The following is a 26,619-nucleotide window of genomic DNA, read 5'->3' as shown; positions in this document are numbered from 1 at the left end:
CTGCCGTATCCTGAATGAGATGCAGATTCCACGGCACGAGCGCGGTTTGGTCGGGTTTTCGCAGCGGGCGGTATGGCCGCTGGGCGCGCTCGTGCTGCTGCTGGTCGTGCTGCACTTCCTGCCGCTTTCCCTCAAGCACGTCTTCACCGTGCTCTTCACCGCGGTTCTGCTGGCCGCGGCCGTCGCCCCGGCGGCGCGCTTTATGGCCCGCCGCGGTGTGCCGCGCGGCGTCACGATCCTTGTGATCTACCTGCTGGTGCTGGCGGTGCTCGCCGGTGTCATCGCCTTGATCGTGCCGCTGGTCGTGGACGAGATCGATGCGCTGCGCCAATCGTTACCGGGCTACGCCGACGACGCGCAGCGCTTCGTCGCCCGCATCGCCCCGGATCAGGCGCAGAACTTCTCCACCAAGACGATTACCGACCGCCTCTCGGGCGAGCTGGGCACCGTTGCCAGTACGCTGACGAGCCTGATCTTCGACCTCGTCTCCTTCAGCATCACCGTGATCCTGGTGCTGGTGATCGCCTTCTTCCTCGCGGTGGAAGAAGACTTTGTCGCGCTGGCGATCCGCCGCTTCGTGCCGCCGGACCAGCGGCCGCGCGTGGCGCGGGTGATGGGCCGCATCGGCACGCGCATGGGGCAGTGGGCACGGGCACAACTCCTGCTGGCGCTGTTTTTCGGCGTGGCGTTCGGCGCGGGGCTGCGCATCTTCAACGTGCACTACGCGGTGACGCTTGGCGTGATCGGCGGTGTGCTTGAGGTCATTCCTTACGTCGGCGGTTTCCTTACGGTGGCGCTGGCGGTGCTCGTCGCGTTGACGCAGAATCCGCTGCTGGTGATCTGGGTGGTCGCCTGGTACGCCGTGGTGGTGGAGATCGAAGGCCACGTGATCGCGCCGAAGCTGATGGACCGTGTGCTGGGCATCCATCCGCTGGTGGTCGTGGTGGCGCTCTTCCTGGGAGGCGAGGCGCTGGGCATTCTCGGCGCCCTGCTGGCCGTGCCGATTGCCATCGTCGTCCAGGCGCTGCTCGACGAGTTCTACGTCTTCGAGCCGCCTTCCGTGGCGCCCGCCGCGGTGGACGGTCATGGCGCCGAATTGCCCTCGGACAAGCGCGAGCCGGAGCACCCGCCGCCGGTGGCGCCCCGCTCTGCCGCCGGCCGGCGACGCTGAGCCGGCCGGTAGACTGGCTTCAGGGGTAACCACGCCAACGTGGTGGACACGGAGCACGATCGAGCGTGGATGACCGCGCGCTGCTGCGCGACCTGCAGGCGGCGCTGCTTGAGACGGAGGGCCAGGGTGCGGAGGCGCAGGCCGCCGCGATCGGCCGCGTGCTGGCCGCGCACGGCGCCACCGTGGCCGACATCTATCGCCTGCGTGGCCGCGCCCGCACGCGCCGGCAGAACGAGCTCTCCGGCCTGCGCACCCGCCTCGAAGGCCTGATCGAGCAGCGCGAGATCGCCCAGGCCACGGCCGACGCCGTCGACCGCTTCCTGCGCGAGCGATGACCGACTGACGGAGCGAAAGTGAACCTCCGGTGTCGGTCGGCACAGCGCCGGCGCACCAGCGGCAAACGTCCCGATAACGTCCGGATAACGTGCAGTCGCTAGCCTCCGGGGTGAATGGCGGGGCTCTCCTGGCCCGCCGAACACGCCCGCAGGAGGCGCGATGAGACCCGGCCGTCAGATCGGCATCCTCGTCTCGCTGGCGCTCGCGGCAACGCTGGCGCTGGCATGCAGCAGCAACAAAAACAATTCGAATCAGAACAAGACCGTCGGTACCGCCGCTCGGGCCGCGACCCAGGTCGCAGCCGTCAGCGCCACGTCGGCCGCCACGAAGGCGCCGGCATCGCCCGCGGCGAGCAGCGTGCCGATGTGCCCGCCAAGCGGCGCGGCGAACGCGCTGATCGGCGCCGGCTCGACGTTCGACAACCCGCTGTTCAGCAAGCTGTTCGATGTCTACAACCAGCAGTGCAAGGTCCAGGTCAACTACCAGTCGATCGGCAGCGGCGGCGGCATCCAGCAACTCACGCAGAAGACGGTGCAGTTCGGCGCCACCGACGCCCCGCTCACCGACGAGCAGATCAAGGCGGCCGGCGGCGACGTCGTGCACATCCCCGTCACCATCGGCGCCGTGCCCGTCGGCTACAACCTGCCCGGCGTGAAGTCGGGGATGAAGCTGACCGGCGATACGCTGGCGAAGATCTTCATGGGCCAGATCAAGAAGTGGAACGACCCGGCGATCAAGGTGATCAACCCCGGCGCCAACCTGCCCGACCTTGATATCGCCGTGGTGCATCGCTCGGACGGCAGCGGCACCTCCTTCATCTTCACCAGCTACCTCTCGGCGGTCAGCCCAGACTGGAAGTCGAAGGTCGGCGCCGCGACTTCGGTGGAATGGCCGACGGGCTCCGGCGGCAAGGGCAGCGAGGGCGTCGCCGGCCTCGTCAAGCAGACCCCCGGCGGCATCGGCTACTTCGAGCTAGCCTACGCGGTGCAGAACACCATTACCGTCGCCACCTTGCAGAACCAGGCCGGCAAGTTCGTGGACCCGACGTCGGACGGCGCCAGCGCCGCCGCGGCCGGTGCGATCGCCAACCTGCCGCCCGACCTGCGTGCCACCTTCGTCAACGCGCCCGGTGACGCCAGCTACCCCATCTCCGGCTTCAGCTGGGTAGCGATCAACACCGGCCAGAGCGATGCGAAGGTCGCACAGTCCCTCGTCTCGCTGCTCTGGTGGGTCACGCACGACGGGCAGAAGTACGCGCAGGATCTTTCGTACGCGCCGCTGCCCGAACAGTTGCAGAAGCTGGACGAGGCGCAGCTAAAGAAGATCACGGCCGACGGCAAGCCCGTGCTGGCGCAGTAGCCGGGAGTAGCCCGGTGCGCTCGGGAGGGCGCGTGTGGCTCGGTCAATCGGAACTTCGGGGAAGCTGACTCGCGCCCGCGGAGGCCGCGGCGAGCGGATCTTCCGCGCGGCGGTCACGGCATCAGCCCTGCTGGTGCTGCTGATCGTGGTGGGGCTCGGCGTCGACCTGGCCTGGGAGTCGCGCCAGGCGATCGGCAGGTTCGGCCTCGGCTTCCTCACCTCGCAACACTGGGATCCGGTGCATCAGCGCTTCGGCGCGCTGCCCTACATCTTCGGCACGATCATCACCTCGCTGATCGCGATCGCGCTGGCTCTGTTCATCGGCGTTGGCACCGCGCTGTTCCTCACGGAGCTTGCGCCTCGGCGGCTGCGCGTGCCGCTGGCCACGCTGGTCGAGTTGCTGGCGGCGATTCCCAGCGTGGTCTACGGCCTGTGGGGCATCTTCGTCCTGGCGCCCCTCCTGCGCACGACGGTCGAACCGTTCCTGCATGACACGCTCGGCTTCATTCCCCTGTTCAGCGGCCCGCAGATCGGGATCGGCCTGCTCGCAGGCGGCGTGATTCTCGGCATCATGATCCTGCCCACCGTCGCCGCGATCTCACGCGATGTGCTGCGGGCCGTGCCGCTCGAGCAACGCGAAGCCGCCTACGCGCTCGGCGCCACGCGCTGGGAGGTGATCCGGGGCGTTGTGCTGCCCTACGCGCGCAGCGGCATCTTCGGCGCCGCGATCCTCGGCCTCGGCCGGGCGCTGGGCGAGACGATCGCCGTAACCATGGTGATCGGCGGCCGGGCGCAGATCACCCATTCGCTCTTCTCGCTCGGCTACACGATCGCCGCCGTGATCGCCAACGAGTTCACCGAGGCGACCTATCCGCTGTATCTGGCGTCGCTGTTCGAGCTGGGCCTGATCCTGCTGGCGATCACCATGATCTTGAACATCTGCGCTCGCCTGCTGGTCTGGCGGATCACTCGCGGCGCGCCGGGGGCGATGACGGCATGAGCATCGCCAGCGCCCCGCGCGCGCGCCCTTCCCTCGTCTCCCGCAGGATCGAGCGCCGCAGGCTGACCAACCTGGTGATGCTCGGCCTGATCGTGCTGGCGCTCGTCGTCAGCCTGGCGCCGCTGATCGCGGTGCTCGCCTACGTCGCGGTCAACGGCCTGCCCGGGCTTTCCGTCAGCTTGCTTACGAAGCTGCCGCGGCCGGTGGACGTGGGCGCGGGCGGCATGGCGAACTCGCTGGTCGGCTCGCTGGTGATCGTCGGCCTCGCGGCTCTGCTCGGCACGGCGCTGGGCATCGCCGGCGGCATCTATCTGGCCGAGTACGGCCATGGCAAGCTCGCGCTGCTCGTCCGCTTCTTCGCCGACGTGCTCAGCGGCATTCCCTCGATCGCGATTGGCCTGTTTGTGTATGTGCTTCTAGTCGTGCCGATGCACAGCTTTTCGGCGCTGGCGGGCGCCGTGGCGCTGGCGATCGTGATGCTGCCGCTGGTGGTGCGCACGACCGAGGAGATGCTGAGGCAGGTGCCCGGTACGCTGCGCGAGGCGGGCATGGCGCTCGGCGTGCCGCGCTGGCGCGTCGTGCTGAGCGTGGTGCTGCCCGCCGCCGCCAGCGGCATTATCACCGGCACGCTGCTCGCGGTGGCCCGCATCGCCGGCGAGACGGCGCCGCTGCTGTTCACTGCTTTCGGCAACGAGTTCTGGCAGCGATCGCTCGCGAAGCCGATCGACGCGGTGCCGCTGCGCCTGTTCAAGTACGCGATCGGACCGTACGACGCCTGGCACAAGCTGGCGCAGGCGGCGGCACTGGTGCTCATCCTATCCGTGCTGGTGCTCAGCATCGGCGCCCGCTATTACGCAAGCCGCAACCGGTTGCAACGCGAGTGAGCCCACGCGTGAGCCATCGTCCAGCCATTCCGGGAGAGAACGAAGCCATGATCGAATCCACCGTCCTACCGGCGCCTCCGGGCCTTCTCGCCCGTGTGACCGCGCCCGCCGTGGCGGTCGGGGCCGAGCGCGAGCGGCAGGCGCCGGCCAAGATGCGCGCGGAACACCTGAACTTCTACTACGGCGCCTTCAAGGCGCTTGCGGATATCACGCTCGAAATCCCGGAGCGCCAGATCCTGGCGATCATCGGTCCCTCCGGCTGCGGCAAATCCACGTTTCTGCGCGCCTTCAACCGCATGCACGATCTCACTCCCGGCGCCCGCATCGAGGGCCAGATCCTGCTCAACGACGAAGACATCTACGCCGCGAACGTGGATCCGGCGTTGGTTCGGGCGCGGGTGGGCATGGTCTTCCAGCGGCCCAATCCCTTTCCCCGCTCGATCTTCGAGAACGTCGCCTTCGGGCCGAAGCTGCACCGCCGTGCCAGGGGCAAAGCCCTGGCCGAGCTGGTGGAACGCAGCCTGCGCAGCGCCGCCCTGTGGGACGAGGTGAAGGACAAGCTTGACCAGTCCGCCTACGACCTCTCCGGCGGCCAGCAGCAGCGGCTGTGCATCGCCCGCGCCCTGGCGATGGAGCCGGACGTGCTGCTGATGGACGAGCCCGCCTCGGCGCTGGACCCGATCGCCACGCTCAAGATCGAGGAACTGATGCAGGACCTCTCGCGCCGCTACACGATCGTGATCGTCACGCATAACATGCAGCAGGCGGCGCGCGTCGCGCATCGCACGGCGTTTTTCATGGCGAACGAGCAGCGCGCCGGCTTCCTCGTCGAGTGCAGCGACACGGCGACGATGTTCACCGCGCCCTCCGACAAGCGCACCGAGGACTACATCACCGGGCGCTTCGGCTAAGGGCTGCACGAAAGCCAGCCCCCGCAACTCGGTGGAACTGCCCGCGGCCGTGCTGCGAGCAGCGGCGCGTGATCGCCGGCTGGTTCGCTCCGACCCGTCGCGGCGACCGCTTCCGCCGCCCCGCTCGGCTCGCGACCTGGCCGCCGTTGGCAATACTGGCCGCGATGGCTAGAGTGAAGAACGGCCCCGGCGCGGCGACCGGATCCGATCGGGAGGGACGGCGCCGACTCCGCAACGGCCGTATAAGGATGCGTGCAATGGACTTCCGGCTGAGCGCAGAGGACGAGGGCTTCCGCGGCGAGGTGCGGCGCTTCCTCGGCGAAAACTGGAGCGGCGAAGCGAGCGGCTACGATCCCTCGAGTCCGGCGGCGTTCCAGGCGCAGCAACGCTTCCAGCAGAAGCTTGCCGAACACGGTTGGCTGACGCTCGCCTGGCCCAAAGCATACGGCGGCATGGGCGCCAGCCACCTGCGCCAGCTCGTCTTTCAAGAAGAGGTCGGCCGCGTCGGCGCCCCCGCGACCAACGGCGGCATCAACCTGGTCGGGCCTTGCCTGATGGTGCACGGCACCGAGGCGCAGAAGCAGCGCTTCCTGCCGCCGATCGCCCGCGGCGAGGCGTACTGGTGCCAGGGCTTCTCCGAGCCGGGATCGGGCTCCGATCTGGCGTCGCTGCAACTGCGCGCCGTGCGCGACGGCGACGACTTCGTGCTCAACGGCCAGAAGATCTGGACCAGCGGCGCCCAGTACGCCGGCTGGATCCATGTGCTGGGCCGCACCGATCCGGACGCGCCCAAGCACCGCGGCATCACCTACTTCATGGCGGAGATGTCCTCGCCGGGGATCAGCGTGCGGCCGATCGTACAGATGAACGGCCGCTCCGGCTTCAACGAGACGTTCTTCGAGAACGTGCGCGTACCCGCCAACCAGATCATCGGCGAAATCAACCGCGGCTGGTACGCGGCGACGACGACGCTCGACTTCGAGCGCTCCGGCATCGGCTTCGTCGTCGGCGCCGAGCGCACGCTGGCGAAGCTCACGGCCTTCGCCGGCATGGCCAGTCCCAGCGGCGGGAAGCCGGCGGATCTGCCCGGAGTGCGTGCCCGCCTGGCTGAGCTGCAGATCGAGGCCGCGGTCGGGCGCTGGCTGGCGTACCGCGTGGCCTGGATGCAGGGACGGGGGCTGATCCCTAACTACGAGTCGTCGATGTCCAAGGTCTACGGCACGGAGCTGAATCAGCGCGTGGCCGCGGCGGGCATCAACCTGCTGGGGCTGTACGGCGGCCTGCGTCCGGGTTCGCCCTTCGCGCCGCTGCAGGGCGAGTTGGAGGACATGTATCTCTCCACCGTCTCGTACACGATCGCGGCGGGCACCAGCGAGATCCAGCGCAACATCATCGCCACGCGCGGCCTCGGCTTGCCCAGGGGTTAGAGTGCAGGGGATAAACGGCGCGGGACCAGGGCGCGGACAAGGAGAGAGTATGGCCGGGCGGCATCTGGAAGGCAAGGTTGCGATCGTCACAGGCGGCGCGGGCGGCATGGGCAGCTGGGTCAGCAAGATCTTCGCCGAGCAAGGGGCGAAGGTGGTTGTCGCGGACACAGGCGCCGACGTCGAAGGGCGGATGGGCATGGACCCCGCCCGCGTCAACGCCGTGGTGGACGAGATTGCGAAGGCCGGCGGCACGGCGCGAGCGTCGATCGGCGACGTGGCGGACATGGAGTACGCCGAGAAGCTCGTACGCGAGACGATCGAGGGCTACGGCGGACTCGACATCCTCGTTTGCGCCCACGGCATTCTCAGAGAGCGCATGATCTTCAACATGGCCGAGGACGAGTGGGACGGCAGCGTGCGCTCCCACCTCAAGGGCTGCTTCGCGCCGACCAAGTTCGCCTCGATCTACTGGCGGGCGACACGGGCCGGCGGCCGCGTCATCTACTTCACCTCCGCGGCCGGCATCCGCGGCGGCGCGGGCCAGCCCAACTACTCCGCGGCGCAGCAGGCGAAAATCGGCCTCATGCTCTCCAACGCGCAGGCGCTCGGCCGCTACGGCGTGACGGCCAACTGCATTTCACCCCAGGCTTCCACCCGCATGACCGATCGCGGCCGCGACGCGGCGCAGGCGCAGCGCGAGGGCGCCGCGCCGGCCAGCCTTTCCGCCGCCGGCACGGCCACCGACCCGAAGAACGTGGTGCCGACGATCGTCTACCTCGCCTCCGACGCCGGCGCGAACGTCAGCGGCCGCGTCTTCGGTGTCACCGGCCACCGCATCAGCGTCTGGCACGAGCCGGAGTGGGAGAACGTGATCTATTCCGAGACGCCGTACTGGGACATCGACCGGCTGTTCGAGTTGATGCCCGTGACGCTGGGCGCGTCCGGCTGGGCGCTGCCGCCCTTTCAGATCTGAAGCCCGACGAATACGGGAGAGAAGCAACGATGGCGCAGAAGCACCTGGAGGGCAAGGCCGCGATCGTGACCGGCGGCGCGGGCGGCATGGGCAGCTGGATCTGCAAGGTCTTCGCCGAGCAGGGGGCGAAGGTCATGGTGGCGGACACGGGCGCCGACGTCGAAGGACGCATGGGCATGGACCCCGCCCGCGTCAACGCCGTGGTGGACGAGATTGCGAAGGCCGGCGGCACGGCGCGGGCATCGGTCGGCGACGTGGCCGACCTGGACTACGCCGAGCGGTTGGTGCGGGAGACGATCGAGGGCTTCGGCGGGCTGGACATCCTGGTCTGTGCGCACGGCATCCTGCGCGACCGCATGATCTTCAATATGACCGAGGACGAATGGGACGGCAGCGTGCGCGCCCACCTCAAGGGCTGCTTCGCGCCGACCAAGTTCGCCTCGATCTACTGGCGCGCTACGCGCAACGGCGGGCGGATCATCTACTTCACCTCCGACGCCGGGATCAGCGGCAGCGCCGGCCAGCCCAACTACGCCGCGGCGCAGGCGGGCAAGCTGGGGCTGATGCGCTCCAACGCGCGCGCCCTGCAGCGCTACGGCGTCACCTGCAACGCGATCGCCCCGCTTGCCTCCACGCGCATGACGGACCTGACGCGCGGCGCCGCCGAGGCGCAGCGTGGTGGCGCGTCCCCCGCCAGCCTCGCGGCCGCGGGGACGGCGCTCGACCCGAAGAACGTGGTGCCGATCATCGTCTGGCTCTGCTCGGAGGCGGGCGGCGCGGTGACGGGGCGCATCTTCGGCGCCTCGGGACACCGCATCAGTCTCTTCCGCGAGCCATACCAGGAGCGCAGCCTCTTCACCGATACGCCGTTCTTCGACATCGACCGGCTGTTCGAGGAGTGGCCGCGGACGGTGGGCGCCGGCGGTTTCCCGCTCAACCGCGTGCAGGGCATGCAGGCGATGGCCCCGCTGGAGCAGACACCTGCGCCGGCCTCCGGCGCCCGATAGGCCCGGCGCTCAGACCCGCTCGAGGATCACGAGCGGGATTTCGCGGCTGGTCTTCGCCTGGTACTCGTCGTAGCCGGACCAGATTTGCGTCATCGCCTTCCAGAGCGCCGGCTTCTCCTCGGCGTTCGCGGTGCGGGCGCGGGCGGCGAAGCGTTCGGCGCCGACCTGCAACTGCACCTCGGGGTTGGCAGCGAGGTTCTTGTACCAGTGCGGGTGATCGGGCGCACCCCCGCGCGAGGCCACGATCAGGTAGCGGTCGCCGTCCTTGCCGTAGATCAGGGGCGTGAGGCGCGGCTCGCCCGTGTGGCGGCCCGTCGTCGTCAGCAGCAGCGTGGGCACGCCGCTCCAGATATGCCCGTCCGCGCCATTTGACGCGAGATAGCGCCGCGCGTGTTCCTGCTGCCAGGTCTCGGCCCTGGCCGCCGCCTCGCCCTGCTCGGCCATCACTCTCCCTCGCTTGCCGTCGGTTCCACCGCACGGACCTACTTCGCATCCTGCGCACGGCAGCGGCCCACTGTCCATGACCGCGCGCCGAGGCGAGCATGCGAGGCGGCACTGCCAATCCACGGCGCGCTCGGCCTATACTCAAAGCCGCCCCGCGGTGCGTCGCCGCGGCCGCGCCTGTGTTCAGCCGGAGACTGCGATGCTCAGCCCCTACCGTGTGCTGGACCTCACCGACAATCGCGCCGCGCTCGGCGCCCAGATCCTCGCAGACCTGGGCGCCGAGGTGATCACGATCGAGCCGCCCGGGGGCAGCCCCGAGCGCGGCGACCCGCCGGGAGCGAACGCCGGCCTGCAGTTCGCGGCCTACAACCGCAACAAGCGCAGCGTCACGCTCGACCTCGACGCCGCCGACGGCCGCGCAACCTTCCTCGACCTGGTGGCCACGGCGGACTTTCTCTTCGAGAACGACGAGCCCGGCGCGATGGCCGCCCGCGACCTCGGCTTCGAGGCGTTGCGGCAGCACAACCCGCGGCTGATCTACGTGGCGATCTCGCCCTTCGGCCAGGACGGGCCGTACCGGGGCTTTCTCGCGAGCGACCTCACGCTTTCGGCTCTCAGCGGCCAGATGGCGATGTACGGCGATGCCGACCGCCCGCCCGTGCGCATGTCGGTGCCGCAGGCTTGGCGGCACGGCGCCGCGGAAAGCGCGGTGGGCGCGATGGTCGCCTTGCAGCGCCGCACGCAAACGGGCGAGGCGCAGTTCGTGGACGTCTCACTGCAGGCGGCGCTGATCCTGACGGCCGTGAACGCCGCGATCGCATCGGCGATCCAGGGCAAGGACTTCAACCGCAACGGCAGCAAGGTGCAGCTCGGCCTCTACACCGCGCCGACGATCTTCGCCTGCGCCGACGGCTACGCGGTGCTCTTCTCGCAAAACCTCTGGCCGAAGCTCGTGGGCTGGATGGTGGCAGACGGCCAGCTGCCCGAGTCGTGGCTGAGCGACGTCAACTGGGCGACGTTCTTCCCCGACTTTCTCTCCGGCAAGCCGGTGAAGCATTCGTACGACGAGCTGGTGGAGTACGCCTCGGCCTATGTGGCGAAATTTCCAGCGCAGGCGCTCTTCCGTCGCGGCCTGGACGTGGGCGTGTTCATTGCGCCAGTGAACACGCTGGCGGAAGTGATGGCGTTTGACCAGCTTGAGGCGCGGGGCTACTGGCAGCCCATGCGCCTGCCCGATGGCCGCGAGGTGCGGGCGCCGGGGCCGTTCGTCCGTGCCAGCGCCACGCCGCTCCGCTACGCCCGCGGCGTGCCGGCGCCCGGCGAAGGCAATGCCGAGTTTCTGAGCGCCCGCGCCGCCGCGGGCAGCGTTCAACCGGAGCGCGATCCATGACGACAGACCCTTCGCTGCCCTTCGCCGGGCTGCGCGTGGCCGACTTCTCCTGGGTGGGCGTTGGACCGCTTACGGCCAAGTACTTCGCCGACCACGGCGCCACCACCGTACGCGTGGAGACCTCGCAGCCGCCGGACATTCTGCGCGTCAACGGGCCGTTCACGGACGGCGTCTTCGGCGTCAACCGCTCGCACTTCTTCGGCATGTGCAACTCCTCCAAGCTCTCGATCGCGCTCAACCTGAAGCATCCCCAGGGTCAGGCCGTGGCCCGCCGGCTGATCGCCTGGGCGGACCTCTACCTGGAGTCGTTCACCGCGGGCACGATCGCCGAATTGGGTCTTGGGTACGAAACGGCCCGCGCCCTGAATCCGGGGATCATCATGGCCAGCACCTGTTTGATGGGGCAGACGGGGCCGGCGGCGTCGCTTGCGGGCTACGGCACGCACGCGGCCGCGATCTCCGGCTTCGTCGAGATCACGGGCTGGCCAGACCGCGCGCCGGCCGGACCATACGCGGCCTATACCGACCTGCTGGCGCCGCGCTTCCTCGCCGCCAGCCTGATGGCCGCGCTCGATCATCGACGGCGCACGGGCGAGGGGCAGTACGTCGAGCAGTCGCAGATGGAGGCGGCGCTGCACTTCCTGGCGCCGGAGCTGCTGGCGTATCAGGCCAGCGGCGAGTTGCCACAGCGCCGGGGCAATCGGTCGCCGGATTCTGCGCCGCACGGCGTCTATCCCTGCCTGGGGGAAGACGAGTGGTGTGCAATCGCGGTCGAAACGGACGAGCAGTGGCAGGCGCTGCGCCGCGCCCTGGGCGAGCCGGCGTGGATGGCGGATCCGGCGCTCGATCAGGTCGCCGACCGCCTCGCCGCCGAGGAGACGATCAACCGCGGGCTGGCTGACTGGACCTCGCAGCGCGAGCGTTATGCGCTGATGGAACAGTTGCAGCGGGCCGGAGTGCCGGCGGGTGTGGTGCAGCGTTCCAGCGACCTGCAGCGCGACCCGCAGCTCGCGCACCGCCGCTTCTTCACGCCGCTTGAGCACCCGGAGATGGGCACGGTGCCCTACGAAGGGCACCAGTTCCGCATCGCCGGCTACGACGGCGGCCCGCGCCTGCCGGCGCCCTGCCTGGGTGAGCACACGGTCGAGGTGCTGCGCGATCTGCTGGGCATGAGCGACGACGAGATCGCGGAGGTAGCCGCCGGCGGCGCCCTGATCTGAATCAATCCGGCAGGCGGTAGGTCTCGCTTTCGCCGAAGCGCTTGTCGCGGATGTACTGGCCGGGGCTCATGCGCCGGCCGGCGGCCCAGGCCGCGAGATACTCCTGCTGACAGCGTGCGCAGAGCGTGTAGCGCTCCCAGCGTCGGCAGCCCGTGGCGGCCACCGCCCGTTCACAGCCGTCGCAGTAGCGCTGCTCGACCGGCGCCTCTACGCCGCCCGCGTGCGGCGCCGGTCCACCCGACAGGGCAGCCGGAATCTGATCGAAGGGCGTGACCATCGTCCTGCTCCGCGGTTCCGCTGGCAACGGGGAGAGAGCATCCGCGGGCACAGTAGAGCCACCGTCTTAGAATTTCCGTAGAACGGCCCTACTTCCCGCGCCAGGAGACATCACCCTTGCGGTGCCGCGTCAGCGCGCCGGCGTCCGCCAGATGCGCAGCTCGGTGTCTCCCATCTGCTGCGCGAAGAGGCCGGAGGGCGAGCTGGCATCCAGCAGCCGGCGCAGCTCTGCCTCGAAAGCGCCGGCCTGGGCGCCGAAGAGGTGGGGCGCCGAGCTCGACTGGGAGAGTTGGGCGGCAACGAGGTCATCGATCGAGCGCACGATCAACTCGCCGCCGGGAATCGTCACGATCTGCGGCTCCGGGAAGCCGGCGCGGCGCAGCACGGCCAGCTCGTCGCCAGGCGTGCCGTAGCGCAGCACGCCTTGCCCCGCCCTCCGCTCCGGGCCGAGGTAGCGTCGCAGCAGCGCATCGATCTGCGCACGCGGCGGCGCGGGGTGGGGCAAGAGGCCAGTGCTTGCCGCGCCGTCCTGCGGCGCACTCACTTGCACGAACGCCCCGCCCGGCTCCAGCAGCCTCAGCACGGCGGCAGCCACGCGGTCGCGCTCCATCCAGTGAAACGAGGCGGCGAACGTCGCCACGCGTACGCTGCCGGGACGCAGCGGCAGATGCTCGGCCAGCGCCTGCAGCCAGCGCGCATTGCCGATCTGCTGCTCGGCGGCGCCGCGCCGCGCCTCGGCCAGCATCTCCGCGTCGGGGTCGAGGCCGACGGCCTGCTCGAACAGGTGCGCCAGCCGCAGGGCGATGATCCCCGGGCCGCAGCCGACATCGAGCAGCCGACCACGGCCGTCGAGCTGCAGCGCCGCCGCCAGTACCGGGGCGAGGGCAGCAGGATAGGGCAGCCGCCCCTGCACGTAGTAGCGGGCGCTGCCTCGAAACAGCGTTGGATCCCACTGCCAGCCGCGCGGCATACGTTCCTCAATGAGCGTTATCAATGAGCGTTACCAATGAGCGTTATCGAAGCGCACGACCGGCGGGGCGCCCCTACTTTTCCGGCACGATCCAGCCGACGAACGGAGCCTCGGTCTCCAGGTCAAGCGCGGCCATGATGCGCGCAAGGTGGAAGTAGAGCGTGATCAGCATCGTCACACCCACGACCTCGCCGGGCGTGCGGCCGGCCGCGAAGGCGGCGTACACGGCGGCGTCGGGCCGGCTGGCGATCGCGAGCGCATCCACGTAGGCAAGCAGCGCCCGCTCGGCCGGGGAGAAGCAGGCGGCGTCCTGCCAGGCGCGCACGGCGTTGATCTCGGCCACACTCAGCCCTTCGCCGGTGGCGATGCGCACATGCTGGTGCCATTCGTAGGTGCTCTGTTGCGTGGCCGCGCAGCGCAGGATCACGATCTCGCGGGCGCGGGGCTGAGGCCGCTCGCCTGCCAGACACGGCGCGCGTTCAGCTCGATCGTGGGGTTGGTCATGAACACGCGCATGATATTGAGGACGGGGCCGCGCTCGGCCTGGCGGTCCCAGCGTGCCTGCAGCTCGGCGTCCAGCGAGTCGCGGGTGGGCAGCGGAATGCGCGCCATGAACGCTCACCTCTCGCAGGGGATGCGGGCATTCTAGCAGGCGGGGCGGAGACGCCGATCGCCGCGCGGCCCTCCGCCGCGTGCCGGGGCCAATCTCTCCTGCCGCGGCCGGCGTACGATAGAGTGAAGGGGTGGGGGCGGGGCGCCATGCAACTCGATCAGGACAAGCGCGCGGCGTACACGGCGGCCTATGAACGCTGGCAGCGGGATCTCGGCGCCCTGCACCGCGTGCTGCTCGACGGCGACCAGCTCGACCCGCCGCACTTCGTGGCGCTGTTGCGGCGCGAGAGCAAGTCCAAGGCGAAGTACGACGAGGTCCGCCAGCACGTGCTGGGCCTGCCCGACGCCTCGCCGGACGACGATCCCTTCGGCGAAAGCGAGGAGTAGCCCCGCGTGAGCATCGACGGCCTGTTCGGTCCCTTCGTGGCGTTTCTGGCAGGGCTGCTCTCGTTTCTCTCGCCCTGCGTGCTGCCGCTGGTGCCGGTCTACATCGCGCAGATGGCCGGCACGGCCACGGACGGCGGCGCCAGCCGGCGCGTCACGCTCACGCACGCGCTCAGCTTCGTCGCCGGCTTCTCGCTGGTCTTCATCGCGCTCGGCGCCTCGGTCGGCCTGATCGGCTACGGGCTGAAAGACCACCAGCGCGACCTGGCCGTGCTCGCCGGAATCTTCATCATCGTGATGGGCATGCATCTCACCGGGCTGCTGCGCATTCCCGTCCTCTACCGCACGTACGCGGTGCCCGTGGGCGCCGGCGCGGGCGGCGGCACGCTGAGCGTTGGCGGCGGCGCCGGCGGCAAACGCGCGGGCGGACGGCTGGCGGCGCTGGGCTACGGCCGCTCATCGCTGGTGGGCGCGGGCTTCGCCCTGGGCTGGACGCCCTGCATCGGTCCCGTGCTGGGCAGCATTCTTACTCTGGCCCAGGCGCAGGGCACCGTCGGCCGGTCGATCCTGCTGTTGGTCTTCTACTCGCTGGGGCTGGGCGTGCCCTTCATCGTCACTGGCATGGCGGTGGGTTCGGTGACCGGCTATCTGAAGCGCATTAACCGCTTCCTGCCGGCGATCGAAGTGGGCAGCGGCGCCCTGCTGATCTTCGTCGGTGTGCTGCTGATCGCCGGGCGCATGACGATGTTCAACAGCTACTTCGACCACTTCGGCCGCCTCTCCCGCGGACTCTGATCGCCGCCGCGCTGGTTTGCGCCGGATAGCAACGGCTCGTAGACTGAGGTCAGATACGGCGGTCGTCGGCGCAGGCGCCGCGCTGAGGTGGCTTCGTGGCGATGGAGCCGGAGTTCGGCCTCGATCTGGACGAGGTCCGTCGCGTGATCGACACGGCGGACGTCGTGATCGTGCGCTTCCGCATTCTTGAACCGCGCCTGCTGATCGATGCGCGCAGCAACGGCGGCGATGGGCCGCTGATCAAGCTCGTGCCCAAAGCCGGGTCCGTCGAGGAGCGCTTTCACAGCTTGAAGGAGCTGCGGCCCGGCTTTCCGCTGCCGGACAAGATTATGTCGTTTGAATGGCCACGGCACATCGCCACGCTGCGTGATTCCGGCGTCTGGGAGCACGTCGAGCAGCGGCTCGGCAGCGTCGGCGGCGGCGCGGCGCGCGAGCGTGCCCACGGCGTGCTCACCGAGTTGCTTGCGGCTGAGCGGCGCGAAGAAGTAGCGGCGATTCGCGGCGGCGACGGCTATCAGACGCTGTGGGAGCGGCCGAAGTAGCGCGGCCGTGCCCGTGTTGCACACGCGCCAGGCGGGGGCCGCAAGCCCCCGTTCGTTCTGCCCGGCGTGGCGAGACGCGGGGCCGCGCAGGCGGCATGGAGGGACGAAGTGGACGCGATCGATTTGCGCAGCGACACCGTCAGCCTGCCCTCGCCGGCGATGCGCGCCGCGATGGCGAACGCCGATCTCGGCGATGACGTGTACGGTGAAGACCCGACGATCAACCGGCTCGAGCGCCGCGCCGCGGAGCTGCTGGGCAAGGACGCCGCGCTATTCGTCGCCAGCGGCACGATGAGCAACCTCGTGGCGCTGCTCACACACTGCGGTCGTGGCGACGAGGCGATCGTCGGCTCGCAGGCGCACATCCTGCACTATGAGGTCGCCGGCGCGGCGGGGCTAGGTGGCATCCAGCTGCGCGCGGTGCAGAACGACGCGCGCGGCCGTCTTGACCCGGCCGAGGTCCGCGCCCTGATCCGCGGCGAGAATGTGCACAATCCCAACACCGCGCTCGTCTGCCTGGAGAACACGCACAACCGCTGCGGCGGCGCCGCGCTCTCCGCCGCCGAGACCGACGCCGTGGCGAGCGTGGCGCACGAGCACGGCTGCCGCGTGCACATCGACGGCGCCCGCGTCTTCAACGCCGCCGTGGCGCTGGGTGTGCCCGCCTCGACGCTGGTGCGCGGCGCCGACTCGATCGGCTTCTGTCTCTCTAAAGGACTTTCGGCGCCGGTGGGCTCGCTGCTCTGCGGCGGCGGCGCCTTCATCGAGCGGGCGCGCAAGATGCGCAAGATGGTGGGCGGCGGCATGCGCCAGGCCGGCGTGCTGGCGGCGGCCGGCCTGGTGGCGCTGGAGGAGATGCCCGAGCGCCTGGCCGCGGACCACGCCAACGCCCGCCGCCTGGCCGAGGGGCTGGCAAAGCTGCCGGCCGTCCGCCTCGACCCGGCGACGATCGAGACCAACATCGTGATCTTCGGACTCGACGGCCTGGGCAGCGACGAGTTCCTGGGCGCAATTCGCCGCGCGGGCGTGCTCGCCGGCAGCCCCGGCCCGGGCAGCGTGCGCATGGTCACGCACTACGGCCTTGGCGCGCCCGAGATCGACCTGGCCCTGGAGCGGATCGCGAGCGCCTTGCCCGCCGCCGTCCCCTCGTGAGGCGAGCCGCACTGAGCCGCCTGCGCTGGCTGCTCCCAACCGCGGCGAGCCTGGTCCTAATCGCGGCCTGCGCCTCCTCCGGCGAGGCGAAGCCGATCAGCATCGCCCAGCCGCTTCCCGACCAGGAGTCGCTGCAGTACAACCTGCTCGACCATAACGGCGGCGCGCTCGGCGCGGCCACGGTCTCGATCCAGCGACAGGGCGCCACGCTGACGCTGAGCCAGCTCTACACCGATCTCTCCGGCCACAGCGACTCGCTGACCACGACCGCGGACGCGGCCACGCTGCTGCCGCGGACGGCAGAGCGATCGTTCGACACCGGCGGCGCGCAGGCGATGCTGAAGCTGCAGTACGCCGCCGGCCAGGTGACGGCCAACGTGACCAGCGGCGGCAAGACGCACCACGCCGCCGAGAAGATCACGACGGACTCGACTTACGACGACCAGGAGTCGTTCTTCCTGCTGCGCACGCTGCCCTTCAGCGCCGGCTACAGCACGCAGTTCGTGCTCGTCGTCACCGACGCCAAGAGCGGCACGATCAGCCGGGCCCTGGCCACGGCGCGCGTCGTCGGCATGACCACGGCCAAAGTGGGCGGCCAGAACCCGCCCGCCTGGGAGGTGCAGCTCTCCGCCGCGGGCGCGACCACCACCGCCTGGTTCGACACCAGCCCGCTGCGCAGGCTGCTGCGCTACGACAACAGCGGCCAGACGCGCATCGAGCTGAAGAGTCCCTGAGCGCCGCGCTCAGTGCCGGTGCGACGGGCTCCAGTCCGCCGCCGGCAGGCGCAGTGTCAGAACCTCGTCAGCGCACGTTGCCTCACCGTCGACGTACTTCGCCAGCTCGGCCAGCTCCTCGCCGAGCCGCGCGCCGGGCGCACGGAACACGATCCACTGCCCTTGCGTGCCCACCGTGACGGTGTGGTTCACCCCCGATCGCGCTGCGTCCGCGGCGCCGTGCAGGTACGCGGTGAGCAGCGCGGCCAGCGCGGCCGGGTCACAGTAGAGCGTCAAATCGCCGGCGCGCGACGCGACGGTCCACGGCGTCGCTCCGGCGCCGCGGTGCGCGATCGCGGCAGCGAGGGCGTCCTGAGCATCGATCAGACGTTTCATCGGGCCGACTTCAGCACCACGCGGCCGGCGACAGCGCCGCGCCCATTCGCTAGAGTACGGATGAGCAGACCAGGCCGGGCGCAGTATCTGCCGCGTCCGGCGGAGGAGCGCGGCCATGCGCTTCGGCTTCTATCTTCCCACGCGCGGACCGCAGGCGACCGGGGCCGCGGTCGAGGCGCTGGCGAGTCACGGCGAGGCGCTGGGCTACCATTCGGCCGTCGTCGCCGATCACATCATCATTCCCGTCAGCTCGGACTCCACTTATCCCTACACGCTGGACGGCAAGCACCCCAGCGAAGGCGACGCATTGGAGCAGCTTGCCGAGATCGCCTTCGTCGCTGGCGTCACGCGCACGCTGCGGCTGATCACCAGCGTGCTGATCGTGCCGCACCGCAACCCGGTGGTGACCGCGAAGATGCTGGCGACGATCGACGTGCTCTCGCGCGGGCGGCTGACGGTAGGCGTCGGCGTCGGCTGGCTGCGCGAGGAGTTTGCGGCACTCGGCGCGCCCGCGTTCGATCGCCGCGGGGCGGTCACCGACGAGTACATCCATATCTTCAAGGCGCTGTGGAGCGACGGTCCCGCGTCGTACAAAGGCGAGTTCTACCAGTTCGACGGCGTATGGTGCCTGCCGCGGCCGCTGCAGCAGCCGCATCCGCCGATCTGGATCGGCGGGCACAGCCGAGCGGCGCTACGGCGGGCGGCACGGCTGGGCGACGGCTGGCACCCGGTGGGCGGTGTGCCCTCCGCGCCTCTGCGCCCGGCGGAGTTGGCGGAGAAGGTGGCCGAGCTGCGCGGCCTCTGTGCCGCCGAGGGACGGGATGCCGCCGACCTCACCATCTCGCTGAAGGCGCCGCTCTACGACGTTGCGGTGACCGGCGACGCGCTCGATAGCGAGGGCCACGAGCGGCGGCCGCTCTCGGGCAGCGCCGAGCAGATCGCGGCCGATATCGCCGCCTACGCCGCCGCGGGCGTGAGCGAGCTGATCCTGGACTTCCGCGGCGAGGCGCTCGGCGCCAGCCTGGACCGCATGGAGTGGTTCGCCCGCGAGGTGATGACGCCCGCCGGCTCGTAGGAGCTTTGTACTTACCATCCTGCTCTCATCGGCTCGGGTTAGCAATCTAACCCTGACATTCCGAGTGGCGCCAGGACCGCGACACTAATGTGGTGCACCCCAAGATGCGGACCACAGCGCAAGTCACGGTCCCGCCGCTGCCTCGGCGGCATACGCCAGCGCGAACTCCGCTGGCGGCTGATAGCCCAGCGCGGAGTGCAGCCGTTTGGTGTTGTACACGTCGCCGAGGAAGCGGTCGAGGTTGGCCGCGGCCCCGGCGAACGTGCGGTAGTCGTTGAGGTACACCTCCTCGTGCTTGAGCGTGCGGAAGAACCGCTCCGCCGTGGCGTTCTCGTACGGATTGCCGGCCGCAGCGATGCTGCTCTGTGCCCCGACCGCCCCTAGCCGCGCCACATAGGCGGCGCTCGCGTACTGGACACCCTGGTCGGAGTGGTGAAGCAGCCCGGACGCTGGCTGCCGTGCGCACAACGCCTGCTCCAGCGCCGCCAGCGCGAGCGTCGTGTCGATGCGCTGCGACAACTGCCAGCCGACCACGAAACGGGAGAACACATCCACGACGAACGCCACGGACCACCCAGCCGCTATGCGTCTTGACGTAGGTGCGGTCAATGGCCAGATCACAAAGGACAAGTTCTGCTGGAGCCGGCCGGTACAGCTGCAGCTGACGTGGTCCCGGTACGCGGTGTCTCGGCCGCGCCAAGCACGGCACACCGACGACGATCCTCCCGATGAGTCGGCTCATTGTGGAGGCAGCCATGAAACAGCCGTGGCGCGTGCACCGGCAAGTGAGTCCCTCCCCCGACGCTCAGCAGCGCTGGGATCGCGCCTACCAACTCCGCCTGCGCTGGTCCAACTCCACCATTCCAGAGCGGGAGCCGCACCTGGTGCGGCCGGCTCCGGTCACGACCCCGCAGGAGGTGATGCATGACCGTGCGGGTGGCCCTCTATGCCCGTGTCTCGACCCTCGATCAAGCCCGTGCGCAGACGATCGATCAGCACCTGGACCGCCTGCGTGCCCACGCCACCGCTCAGGGCTGGCCCGTGAGCGACGTCCACATCTTTCGCGATGATGGACACAGCGGCGCCAGCCTGAACCGCCCCGGCCTCGACGGCCTGCGCGATGCGGCGCGGCGCGGCGACATCGACCGCGTGCTCATCACCGAACCCGAGCGCTTGGCCCGCAACTACGTCCACCAGATGATTGTGCTCGATGAGTTGGAGCACGCTGGCTGCGCGGTCGAGTTTCTGGATCGGCCGATGGGGACGGACCGGCATGACCGGCTGCTGCTCCAGATTCGCAGTGCGGTCGCCGAATACGAGCGCACGCTGATCGCCGACCGGCTGCGGCGTGGGCGGCAGGCAAAGTATCGGACCGGCATCCTGCTGCCCTGGACCAAGCCTCTGTACGGCTATCGGTTCGATCCCGACCATCCACGCGACCCAGCGGGGGTGCGCATTGACGAAGCGCAGGCAGCGGTCATCCAGGCCATCTTTGCCCAGTACACCGCGGAACGTGTCAGTTTGGCCGGGCCCTCGCGGCAGCTGCAGGCGCAGGGCATACCGATCCCGAGCGGGGGGCGCCTGTGGAGCCTGTGCACGCTGCGGGCCCTCTTGCGCCAGCCGGCCTACACCGGGCAGGTGTACGCCGAGCGCTTTCGCCCCCGACCGCCGCGCCGCCGCCGCTCGGCGACGCATCCAATCGGGCGGCCGCACGAGAGCCTGACCGAACGCCCACCGGAGGAGTGGATTCCGGGCGCGGCGATCCCGGCCATCATCAGCGCGGACCAATTCGAGCAAGCGCGAGGCCGGCGGGCGCAGAATCCGAGCTTCGCCCGCCGGCACAACACGACGTAGCACTACTTGTTGCGGGCGCTGGTGAGCTGTGGGGTCTGCCGCTCCGCGTGCGTCGGACGCCATGTCCAGGGTGGGCACCTGTATTACGTCGGCGCGGGCAAAGGGGAGGCCATTGACACCCGCAAGGAGACGAAATGCCCGTCGCGCTTCAGCCCGGCCGGTCAGTTAGATGCGCTCGTGTGGCAGGACCTGTGCGCCGTGCTTACGCATCCCGACCAGGTCGCCGAGGCACTCACCCGGGCCGCACGCGGGCAGTGGCTGCCGCAGGATCTGCAGGCGCGACGGGAGCAACTGCGGCGTGCCCGCCACCAGCGCATCCAGCAAGTGGAGCGGTTGACGGAGGCCTATTGGGGTGCCGTGATCGCGCTGGAGGAGTACGAACGGCGCCGACGCGACTTGGAGCAGCGGCAGCACACGCTCGCGGGCCAGGAGAACCAGTTGGCGGCCCAAGTCGACCGCGAGCAGGAGATCGCGGGGATGATCCGGTCGGCGGAAGACTTCTGCCGGCGGGTCGGAGCGGAGCTGATCACGGCAACCTTCGAGCAGCGGCGTCAGCTGGTCGAGCTACTGAGTGACCGCGTGATCGTCGCGGACGGTGAGGTGGAAATCCGCTCCGTCATTCCCACCCGCTCCAGCAGTGAGGCCGTGCGCTTTTGTCCTTTGCGTTCTGACTATTTCCGCCACCCAGGCCTGGTCAGGACGCACCAGCGTCAGCCCGGCGAGCAGATTCGGGTAGCGGCGGTAGCCATGGCTGGAATCGGTCGTCGGCACGAAGCGGCGACGCACCTCGCAGAGCAACGCCTCCTGCCGCATCACGCGCAGCACGCGCTTGTGGTTGACCGCCCAGCCGTCGCGCACGAGCGCGTGCGTCACTCGCCGATAGCCGTAGCCCGGAAAGGCCAGCACCACGCGCTCGATGGCGTCGCGCAGCGCTACGTCCCGGGCGGCGGCGTAGCGACGCGGGTCCACGCCTTTCTCGTGGCCGGGACCATTCGTGCCTGCACGTCCACCAAACCTGCCCTGCCAGGTACCCCAGACGTGGGTTCGTTGCTCCCTGTCAATGGTGGAGAACTGCCAAGCTCGAGCTCAACCGCTCGCGGCGCCAGCGGATGTCGTCCGACGGGCCGCAGCTCGTGCTCGCCTCATGGTTACGCGATGGCCGAGTGGGCCGCGGTGCCTGCCGCGGCTTGGCCGGCGTCTCCCAACAACTCTGCGACGATTTCGGCCGCCGTCTGCACCCCGTGGACGCCACCCACGGACTGGCCCGCGTACAAGGCCATCGCCTCGACGTGCCCGCGGATCGGGCGAAACGGCGGGACGCCGTGGAACTTCGCGATCGGGAACGTTCTTCCCTGCATCTCCATCTCACCGACCACGTCGGAAGCGAGCGACTCGGCCGCCTCAATGGCCGACTTCAGCACGCCGTGCGTCGACGGACAGAGCGGGCAGCCCACGTGGAACAGGTCCGTACGGACCGCGTCTTCGGCCCGCGCGCGGATCAGCGCTTCGACATAGGTCGGGTGAGCCGCGGACTCGGCGGCAGCGGCGAAACGTGTGCCGCAGCGCGCACCGGCCGCCCCGGCTGCCAGCACCGCCGCAAGCGAGCGCGCGCTGCCGATGCCGCCCGCCGCCAGCACGGGAACGGAGACCTCGTCTAATACCTGCGAGAGCAGCGGAAGCAGGCCCAGCGTGCCCCAGATATGGCCACCCGCCTCAACTCCCTGGGCGATAACGACGTCGCAGCCCGCACGTTCCGCCGCGATCGCTTCGGCCACCGTCCCCACCTGCCAGCTGACAAGCGCACCGCCCTCGTGTGCGAACGCCACCAGCTGCGGATCGGGCTCACCCCAGAAGAAGTCAACAACGCGCACTGAGCGTGAGGCCAAACGGAGGCATTCTCGATCGAGGACCGGGATCAAGAAGTTGACGCCGATTGGCTTCGCCGTCAACGACCGTACATGGTCGAGCTTGGCCTGCAGCAGCTCGGCGCTCATCCCCGCGCCGGAGATCATGCCGAGCCCGCCAGCTTCAGAGACGGCGGCACAGAGCTCGTCCGACGAGACCCCGCCCATGGGGGCCTGCTGAATGGGTGCGCTGCACCCGACTAACTCGGTGAAACGCGTTGCCATCGTTTTCTCCAAACCTTCGCGTGTCGGCGCGGCTCTCCAAGGCCGGGCCGCGCTACCCTGCTTCGCTGGCCGGCAGCTGTCCCCAGACCTGTACCAGGAGAAAGGCGCTCACCCAGGTCGCCGGGTCCTGTGCGCCGGCTCACCGGCCCCAGGACGCCCATCGCCCCGCAGCCCCGGTCCAGACAGCGCCAGCCGGGCTGCCCGTCGATGCGGTCGAGCAGTGCCTCTGCCTCCGGCTCCCACACGCGGGCCTGCAGGCGCAGACGCTCAAGCTCGGCGCTGCCACCGCTCAGCAGATACCCGCTTGCGGATGTCGTCGTGGCCCTTCCCTGCCTTGTCCTTGAGCGCACCCAGCTGAATATCGCTACCGTGCCGGCCGCGGTCACGACCCCCGGCCGGCACGGCCGCTGCCCAGTGTAGCTAACCGAGTTGCGCCAGCAGCGGTCGGAGCGCCTCGGCGAGCGCGTACGGTTGGTCGAAGTACGGCGCATGGGCGCCGGGCACTTCCGTCAGATCGGTGCCCAGGCGGCCGGCCAGCCACCGAGCGGATTCATGCGTGTACACCCCGCGGCTCTCCCTCCCGGCCAGCACCTTGAACGGCACCGTCGCTTGCAGCAGTGCCGGGGCATCGGGGACGTACGACACGAATGCGGGTAGCTCCAGCGAGAAGAACAACTCGCCGTTGGTCAGCATGCGCTCACGCAGCGCGGGATCGAGCTGCTCGAAGCTCGCGACGCCGGCCTCGGCCCGAATGAAGGCCGCCATCGCTCCCCGCGGGCCACCCTCCGCCAGGGCCTGCTGCAACTGCGTCTGGAGCTCGGCGCCGATTTCGGCGGCGTTGGGGAGCATAGAGACCAGCGGCGGCTCGTGCACGAGTGCCCCGCGCACCACCTCGGGATGGCGCTGCAGCAGGCTGAGCAGGACGAGTGCTCCGCCGCTGGTGCCGAGGGCTGCGGCCGGCGCGAGCCCCAGTGCCCGCAGCAGGCCGGCGGCATCGTCGGCCTGCTCGTCCATCGACGTGGTCGTCCAGCCGGCCGGCCGCGGGCTGCGCGAGTTGCCCCGCCGGTCGTACGTGATGACGGTGAACTCGTCGGCGAGCAAGTCCGCCACCTGCGCAAAGTGGCCTGCGTCCCCGGTGGCGCCGGAGATGAACAGAACCGCTGGCCCGCTCCCGCGCCGCTCGTAGTACAGCTCCGCGCCGTTGGCGCTGACCGTTCCCGTGCTCCGCACTGAGACCTGCATGACGGCACCTCCTCTCAAAGCGCTGCGTTCGGGTGTCCGGCAATGGACCGACCCGCGACACAAGCGGTGATGGCTGCAGCATCGCCGCTGCCAGAGCCCGGCACATGGGGTGATCGACCCAATTTGGATGGAGCCGAGACGCGACCCTAGAGCAGGTCGTGCTGCATGGCGAAGAGTGCCGCCGCCGGGCGGCTGGAGACACCAAGCTTGGCGTAGAGATTCTCGATGTGGCGCGCGACCGTCTTCGGCGCAATGCCGAGCTCCGCGGCGACCAGCCGATTGGACAGCCCGCGGCTGATGCGCTGCAGCACCTCGACTTCCCGGTCCGTCAAGCCTGCGGGGTACGCCGCCCGCGTAGTGGCTGCGCGGTGCCCCGCCGCTTCCAGCACCGCTCTGACGGCACCCGGGTCCAGCCGGCCGCTCGCTGCCTCCTGGCGGAGCGCTGCTGCGGCGGCATCGGCGGTGAGCGCCGGGCGATGAGGGCGAGGCTGGGTCATCGCCTGGTAGGCATCCGCCGCCGCCAGGATGCGGGCTCCCATGGGAAAGGCCTGCCCGGAGCTGCCCCGATGGTAGCCGCTGCCGTCCTGCCGCTCATGATGTGCACCGGCCAGCACGGCCAGCGGCCGGAGCGCGGGCACATAGGAGAGGATCCGCTCGGAGAGATAGGGGTGCAGGCGCACCCGCTCCCACTCCGCGGCCGACAGCGGCCCCGGCTTGTCCCAGATGCCGTTTGGGATGCCGGTGCGGCCTAGGTCGTGGACCAGCCCTGCCCGCTGCACCGTCCTGGTGTCGAGTTCGTCGAGCCTGGCGAGCGGCGCGGCAATGCCGGCCAGGTCAGCAACCGCCGAGGAATGCCCGAGCGTGTACGGCGACTTGAGGTCGGTGAAGTCGGCCAGTGCATGCAGCACGCCGTCCAGGCGAACGTCGCCGACCAGTAGTGGCTCGCCGGGCTCGGCCGCGAGCACGGCCTCCCAGGCCGACGATGCTCCGGCAGCGGCGGTCCAGTGCTCGCCATCGCTTAGAAACGCATCGACCACGGCCGGGTCATAAGCCTTCCCCCGGCGTCGCTGCAGCGTCGTGCTCGCCAGGTCCCAGCCGCCCAGTTGATGGAATACGTCTACGTCCCGGGCCACCGCCACGATCCGTACCGGCAGCGGGATGGCCGCGCCGCGGAGCTGTCCAGGAACCCCCTTGCCGTCCCAGTGCTCGAAGAGCTGGCCCACGCCCACCGCGATGGACGCACGCAGGCCGAAGCGGGTGGCCAGCATCTGCGCCACCTCGCAGTGCACCGCGATGGAGCGCTTGGCATCACGCGAGCCGGCGGCGAACATGCCGACAAGCAGCCGCAGTCGGGTGAGCGGTGGACGGTCGGCGGCCAGGTGGCGGGCGAGGTAGCCGAGGACGTCGGGGACGCCGCCCATCACGACGGGCGCGAGGCCGGCGCGGTGGGCGATCTCGTCGCCACCAACCAGCAGCGCCTGCTCGTGCGCGTCGGCCGTGCAGCCGATGAAGCGCAGGAGTCCGAGGTAGTACGCCTCGGACAGGGTCTGGACGTCGAGCCCGAGTGTCTGGCCGGCAGCGACCGACAGCAGGCAGGTACGGAGCGCCTGCTCCATCGGCTGGCCCATGCCGAGATCGGTGGCCAGGGAGAGGGCGGCCAAGAGCTCGGCGAGCCGGACGCGGGATGGCGGTGCAGCGGCCATTGGCGCTCTTGCTTCGCAATGCCTACGGGCAGACAAGGCAAGTGTAGGTGATGTGCCATGCCGCGCAACCGAGCAAGCAAGAACGGGCCGGCTATCGGCGGCTTAGCAAGCGAAGCCGGGCGCACTGCGCAGTGACGCCAGGTGCCGGGTCCGCTCGGCAGGCATTGCCGAACGCCAAAGCGCGCCCCTAGAATAGGGGCAAGGGTGCGAAGTAGCGTCCCTAACTGCCGGATTGTGTCGCTGGCCGGCAGGCGGGATTCACGCCTACGGCCGTTACCCTGCTTTGCGGGAGTAGCTCAGGGGTAGAGCTCCTGCCTTCCAACTAACTGTCCTGCCCGCTTCTTAAGCAGTGACTCTGTTTTAGGCGTGAATCGGCGGCTTCTCACAGCCGATTTGCCATTCCCGTTACCCTGCTTTCCATCACACCGCCATCACGTGCTGGTGGCGTGATGGTTACGCTGCACTAGACGGCAGCCCCGTACGGAGGGTTGTCTGTGAGTATGCAGCAGTCTAAGCTGAACCGCCCCGGGTATCCTGGAGGCTCCGGACTTTGAGAGGACGGAGCAATGGCAAAGGTGACCAGGTACCCTGCCGAGTTACGCGAACGGGCGGTGCGCATGGTGGTCGAGCACCGCAAAGACTATGCCTCGGAGT

29 protein-coding genes are annotated in these 26,619 nt (G+C 69.6%); 18 read left to right on the top strand and 11 right to left on the bottom strand.

The window, feature by feature from the left end; genetic code table 11:
* The first annotated feature begins 46 nt into the window (after positions 1–46).
* The 9 genes from VKV26_22980 to VKV26_22940 all read left to right on the top strand — a co-directional run bounded on the left by VKV26_22980 (position 47) and on the right by VKV26_22940 (position 9,068).
* Positions 47–1,171, top strand: coding sequence for an AI-2E family transporter (locus VKV26_22980; GenBank protein ID HLZ72779.1), 1,125 nt, complete (start codon positions 47–49; stop codon positions 1,169–1,171).
* Between the two features lie 65 nt (positions 1,172–1,236).
* Positions 1,237–1,506, top strand: coding sequence for a hypothetical protein (locus VKV26_22975; GenBank protein ID HLZ72778.1), 270 nt, complete (start codon positions 1,237–1,239; stop codon positions 1,504–1,506).
* 160 nt (positions 1,507–1,666) lie between these two features.
* On the top strand, positions 1,667–2,866 hold the full coding sequence (gene pstS, locus VKV26_22970) for a phosphate ABC transporter substrate-binding protein PstS (GenBank protein HLZ72777.1): 1,200 nt from the start codon (positions 1,667–1,669) through the stop codon (positions 2,864–2,866).
* Positions 2,867–2,900: 34 nt separating this feature from the next.
* The gene (gene pstC / locus VKV26_22965) at positions 2,901–3,866 is read left to right on the top strand and encodes a phosphate ABC transporter permease subunit PstC (GenBank protein ID HLZ72776.1); all 966 of its coding nucleotides are present in this window, start codon (positions 2,901–2,903) and stop codon (positions 3,864–3,866) included.
* Positions 3,863–4,750 carry a phosphate ABC transporter permease PstA gene (pstA, locus tag VKV26_22960; GenBank protein ID HLZ72775.1) on the top strand — a complete coding sequence of 296 codons (888 nt, stop codon included), beginning with the start codon at positions 3,863–3,865 and terminating at the stop codon, positions 4,748–4,750. The genes pstC and pstA overlap by 4 nt, the downstream gene beginning before the upstream one ends.
* A 47-nt stretch (positions 4,751–4,797) precedes the next feature.
* Positions 4,798–5,661 carry a phosphate ABC transporter ATP-binding protein PstB gene (gene pstB, locus VKV26_22955; GenBank protein HLZ72774.1) on the top strand — a complete coding sequence of 288 codons (864 nt, stop codon included), beginning with the start codon at positions 4,798–4,800 and terminating at the stop codon, positions 5,659–5,661.
* Positions 5,662–5,918: 257 nt separating this feature from the next.
* Positions 5,919–7,088 carry an acyl-CoA dehydrogenase family protein gene (locus VKV26_22950; protein HLZ72773.1) on the top strand — a complete coding sequence of 390 codons (1,170 nt, stop codon included), beginning with the start codon at positions 5,919–5,921 and terminating at the stop codon, positions 7,086–7,088.
* A gap of 49 nt (positions 7,089–7,137) precedes the next feature.
* Complete coding sequence (locus VKV26_22945) at positions 7,138–8,061, top strand: SDR family NAD(P)-dependent oxidoreductase (protein HLZ72772.1); 924 nt, start codon at positions 7,138–7,140, stop codon at positions 8,059–8,061.
* Positions 8,062–8,090: 29 nt separating this feature from the next.
* Complete coding sequence (locus VKV26_22940) at positions 8,091–9,068, top strand: SDR family NAD(P)-dependent oxidoreductase (protein ID HLZ72771.1); 978 nt, start codon at positions 8,091–8,093, stop codon at positions 9,066–9,068.
* A 9-nt stretch (positions 9,069–9,077) separates the two neighbouring features.
* On the opposite strand, the gene VKV26_22935 is transcribed toward VKV26_22940, so the two are convergent.
* The gene (locus tag VKV26_22935) at positions 9,078–9,512 is read right to left on the bottom strand and encodes a nitroreductase family deazaflavin-dependent oxidoreductase (GenBank protein ID HLZ72770.1); all 435 of its coding nucleotides are present in this window, start codon (positions 9,510–9,512) and stop codon (positions 9,078–9,080) included.
* Positions 9,513–9,711: 199 nt separating this feature from the next.
* Between VKV26_22935 and VKV26_22930 the strand changes: the two genes are divergently transcribed.
* Together VKV26_22930 and VKV26_22925 are read left to right on the top strand one after the other, a co-directional pair.
* Complete coding sequence (locus VKV26_22930; protein HLZ72769.1) at positions 9,712–10,902, top strand: CoA transferase; 1,191 nt, start codon at positions 9,712–9,714, stop codon at positions 10,900–10,902.
* On the top strand, positions 10,899–12,122 hold the full coding sequence (locus VKV26_22925) for a CoA transferase (protein ID HLZ72768.1): 1,224 nt from the start codon (positions 10,899–10,901) through the stop codon (positions 12,120–12,122). The genes VKV26_22930 and VKV26_22925 overlap by 4 nt, the downstream gene beginning before the upstream one ends.
* A gap of 1 nt (position 12,123) precedes the next feature.
* Here the strand turns inward: VKV26_22925 and VKV26_22920 are convergent, their stop codons facing one another.
* From VKV26_22920 to VKV26_22905, 4 genes are all read right to left on the bottom strand, one after another.
* On the bottom strand, positions 12,124–12,399 hold the full coding sequence (locus tag VKV26_22920; GenBank protein HLZ72767.1) for a hypothetical protein: 276 nt from the start codon (positions 12,397–12,399) through the stop codon (positions 12,124–12,126).
* A gap of 129 nt (positions 12,400–12,528) precedes the next feature.
* The gene (locus VKV26_22915) at positions 12,529–13,368 is read right to left on the bottom strand and encodes a class I SAM-dependent methyltransferase (GenBank protein HLZ72766.1); all 840 of its coding nucleotides are present in this window, start codon (positions 13,366–13,368) and stop codon (positions 12,529–12,531) included.
* 73 nt (positions 13,369–13,441) lie between these two features.
* Positions 13,442–13,795 carry a carboxymuconolactone decarboxylase family protein gene (locus tag VKV26_22910; protein HLZ72765.1) on the bottom strand — a complete coding sequence of 118 codons (354 nt, stop codon included), beginning with the start codon at positions 13,793–13,795 and terminating at the stop codon, positions 13,442–13,444.
* Entirely contained in the window at positions 13,792–13,980 is a 189-nt protein-coding gene (locus VKV26_22905; GenBank protein ID HLZ72764.1) for a hypothetical protein, read from the bottom strand. Before VKV26_22905 ends, VKV26_22910 begins: the two co-directional genes overlap by 4 nt.
* A gap of 147 nt (positions 13,981–14,127) precedes the next feature.
* On the opposite strand from VKV26_22905, the gene VKV26_22900 reads away from it, so the two are divergent.
* The 5 genes from VKV26_22900 to VKV26_22880 all read left to right on the top strand — a co-directional run bounded on the left by VKV26_22900 (position 14,128) and on the right by VKV26_22880 (position 17,587).
* Positions 14,128–14,367, top strand: coding sequence for a hypothetical protein (locus tag VKV26_22900; GenBank protein ID HLZ72763.1), 240 nt, complete (start codon positions 14,128–14,130; stop codon positions 14,365–14,367).
* A gap of 6 nt (positions 14,368–14,373) precedes the next feature.
* Positions 14,374–15,159 (top strand): cytochrome c biogenesis protein CcdA, encoded by a 786-nt coding sequence (locus tag VKV26_22895; protein HLZ72762.1) that lies wholly within the window; start codon positions 14,374–14,376, stop codon positions 15,157–15,159.
* A 95-nt stretch (positions 15,160–15,254) separates the two neighbouring features.
* Positions 15,255–15,701, top strand: coding sequence for a hypothetical protein (locus tag VKV26_22890; GenBank protein HLZ72761.1), 447 nt, complete (start codon positions 15,255–15,257; stop codon positions 15,699–15,701).
* Between the two features lie 108 nt (positions 15,702–15,809).
* Entirely contained in the window at positions 15,810–16,853 is a 1,044-nt protein-coding gene (gene ltaE / locus VKV26_22885) for a low-specificity L-threonine aldolase (GenBank protein HLZ72760.1), read from the top strand.
* Positions 16,850–17,587 (top strand): hypothetical protein, encoded by a 738-nt coding sequence (locus VKV26_22880; GenBank protein ID HLZ72759.1) that lies wholly within the window; start codon positions 16,850–16,852, stop codon positions 17,585–17,587. Before ltaE ends, VKV26_22880 begins: the two co-directional genes overlap by 4 nt.
* Before the next feature lie 9 nt (positions 17,588–17,596).
* Here the strand turns inward: VKV26_22880 and VKV26_22875 are convergent, their stop codons facing one another.
* The gene (locus VKV26_22875) at positions 17,597–17,962 is read right to left on the bottom strand and encodes a hypothetical protein (GenBank protein ID HLZ72758.1); all 366 of its coding nucleotides are present in this window, start codon (positions 17,960–17,962) and stop codon (positions 17,597–17,599) included.
* A gap of 115 nt (positions 17,963–18,077) precedes the next feature.
* On the opposite strand from VKV26_22875, the gene VKV26_22870 reads away from it, so the two are divergent.
* The gene (locus VKV26_22870) at positions 18,078–19,037 is read left to right on the top strand and encodes an LLM class F420-dependent oxidoreductase (GenBank protein HLZ72757.1); all 960 of its coding nucleotides are present in this window, start codon (positions 18,078–18,080) and stop codon (positions 19,035–19,037) included.
* Positions 19,038–19,160: 123 nt separating this feature from the next.
* Here VKV26_22870 and VKV26_22865 read toward each other — a convergent pair whose 3' ends face one another.
* Positions 19,161–19,604, bottom strand: coding sequence for a DDE-type integrase/transposase/recombinase (locus VKV26_22865; GenBank protein ID HLZ72756.1), 444 nt, complete (start codon positions 19,602–19,604; stop codon positions 19,161–19,163).
* Between the two features lie 357 nt (positions 19,605–19,961).
* Here VKV26_22865 and VKV26_22860 point away from each other — a divergent pair, with 357 nt between their 5' ends.
* Positions 19,962–20,891 (top strand): recombinase family protein, encoded by a 930-nt coding sequence (locus VKV26_22860; GenBank protein HLZ72755.1) that lies wholly within the window; start codon positions 19,962–19,964, stop codon positions 20,889–20,891.
* A 564-nt stretch (positions 20,892–21,455) separates the two neighbouring features.
* Here the strand turns inward: VKV26_22860 and VKV26_22855 are convergent.
* The 4 genes from VKV26_22855 to VKV26_22840 all read right to left on the bottom strand — a co-directional run bounded on the left by VKV26_22855 (position 21,456) and on the right by VKV26_22840 (position 25,965).
* On the bottom strand, positions 21,456–21,821 hold the full coding sequence (locus tag VKV26_22855) for an IS3 family transposase (protein HLZ72754.1): 366 nt from the start codon (positions 21,819–21,821) through the stop codon (positions 21,456–21,458).
* 218 nt (positions 21,822–22,039) lie between these two features.
* Positions 22,040–23,020: a nitronate monooxygenase gene (locus VKV26_22850; protein HLZ72753.1), complete on the bottom strand. Its 981-nt coding sequence runs from the start codon at positions 23,018–23,020 to the stop codon at positions 22,040–22,042.
* 420 nt (positions 23,021–23,440) lie between these two features.
* On the bottom strand, positions 23,441–24,262 hold the full coding sequence (locus VKV26_22845) for an alpha/beta hydrolase (GenBank protein HLZ72752.1): 822 nt from the start codon (positions 24,260–24,262) through the stop codon (positions 23,441–23,443).
* Positions 24,263–24,408: 146 nt separating this feature from the next.
* Positions 24,409–25,965, bottom strand: a complete 1,557-nt coding sequence (locus VKV26_22840) for an HD domain-containing phosphohydrolase (protein ID HLZ72751.1) — start codon at positions 25,963–25,965, stop codon at positions 24,409–24,411.
* Positions 25,966–26,619: the final 654 nt, after the last annotated feature.

It is taken from the genome of Dehalococcoidia bacterium, from assembly GCA_035310145.1.
In the GTDB taxonomy this organism is placed as follows: Bacteria; Chloroflexota; Dehalococcoidia; order CAUJGQ01; family CAUJGQ01; genus CALFMN01.
Note: the sequence above shows the minus strand (reverse complement) of the source record. Positions and strands in the feature narration are given on the sequence as shown.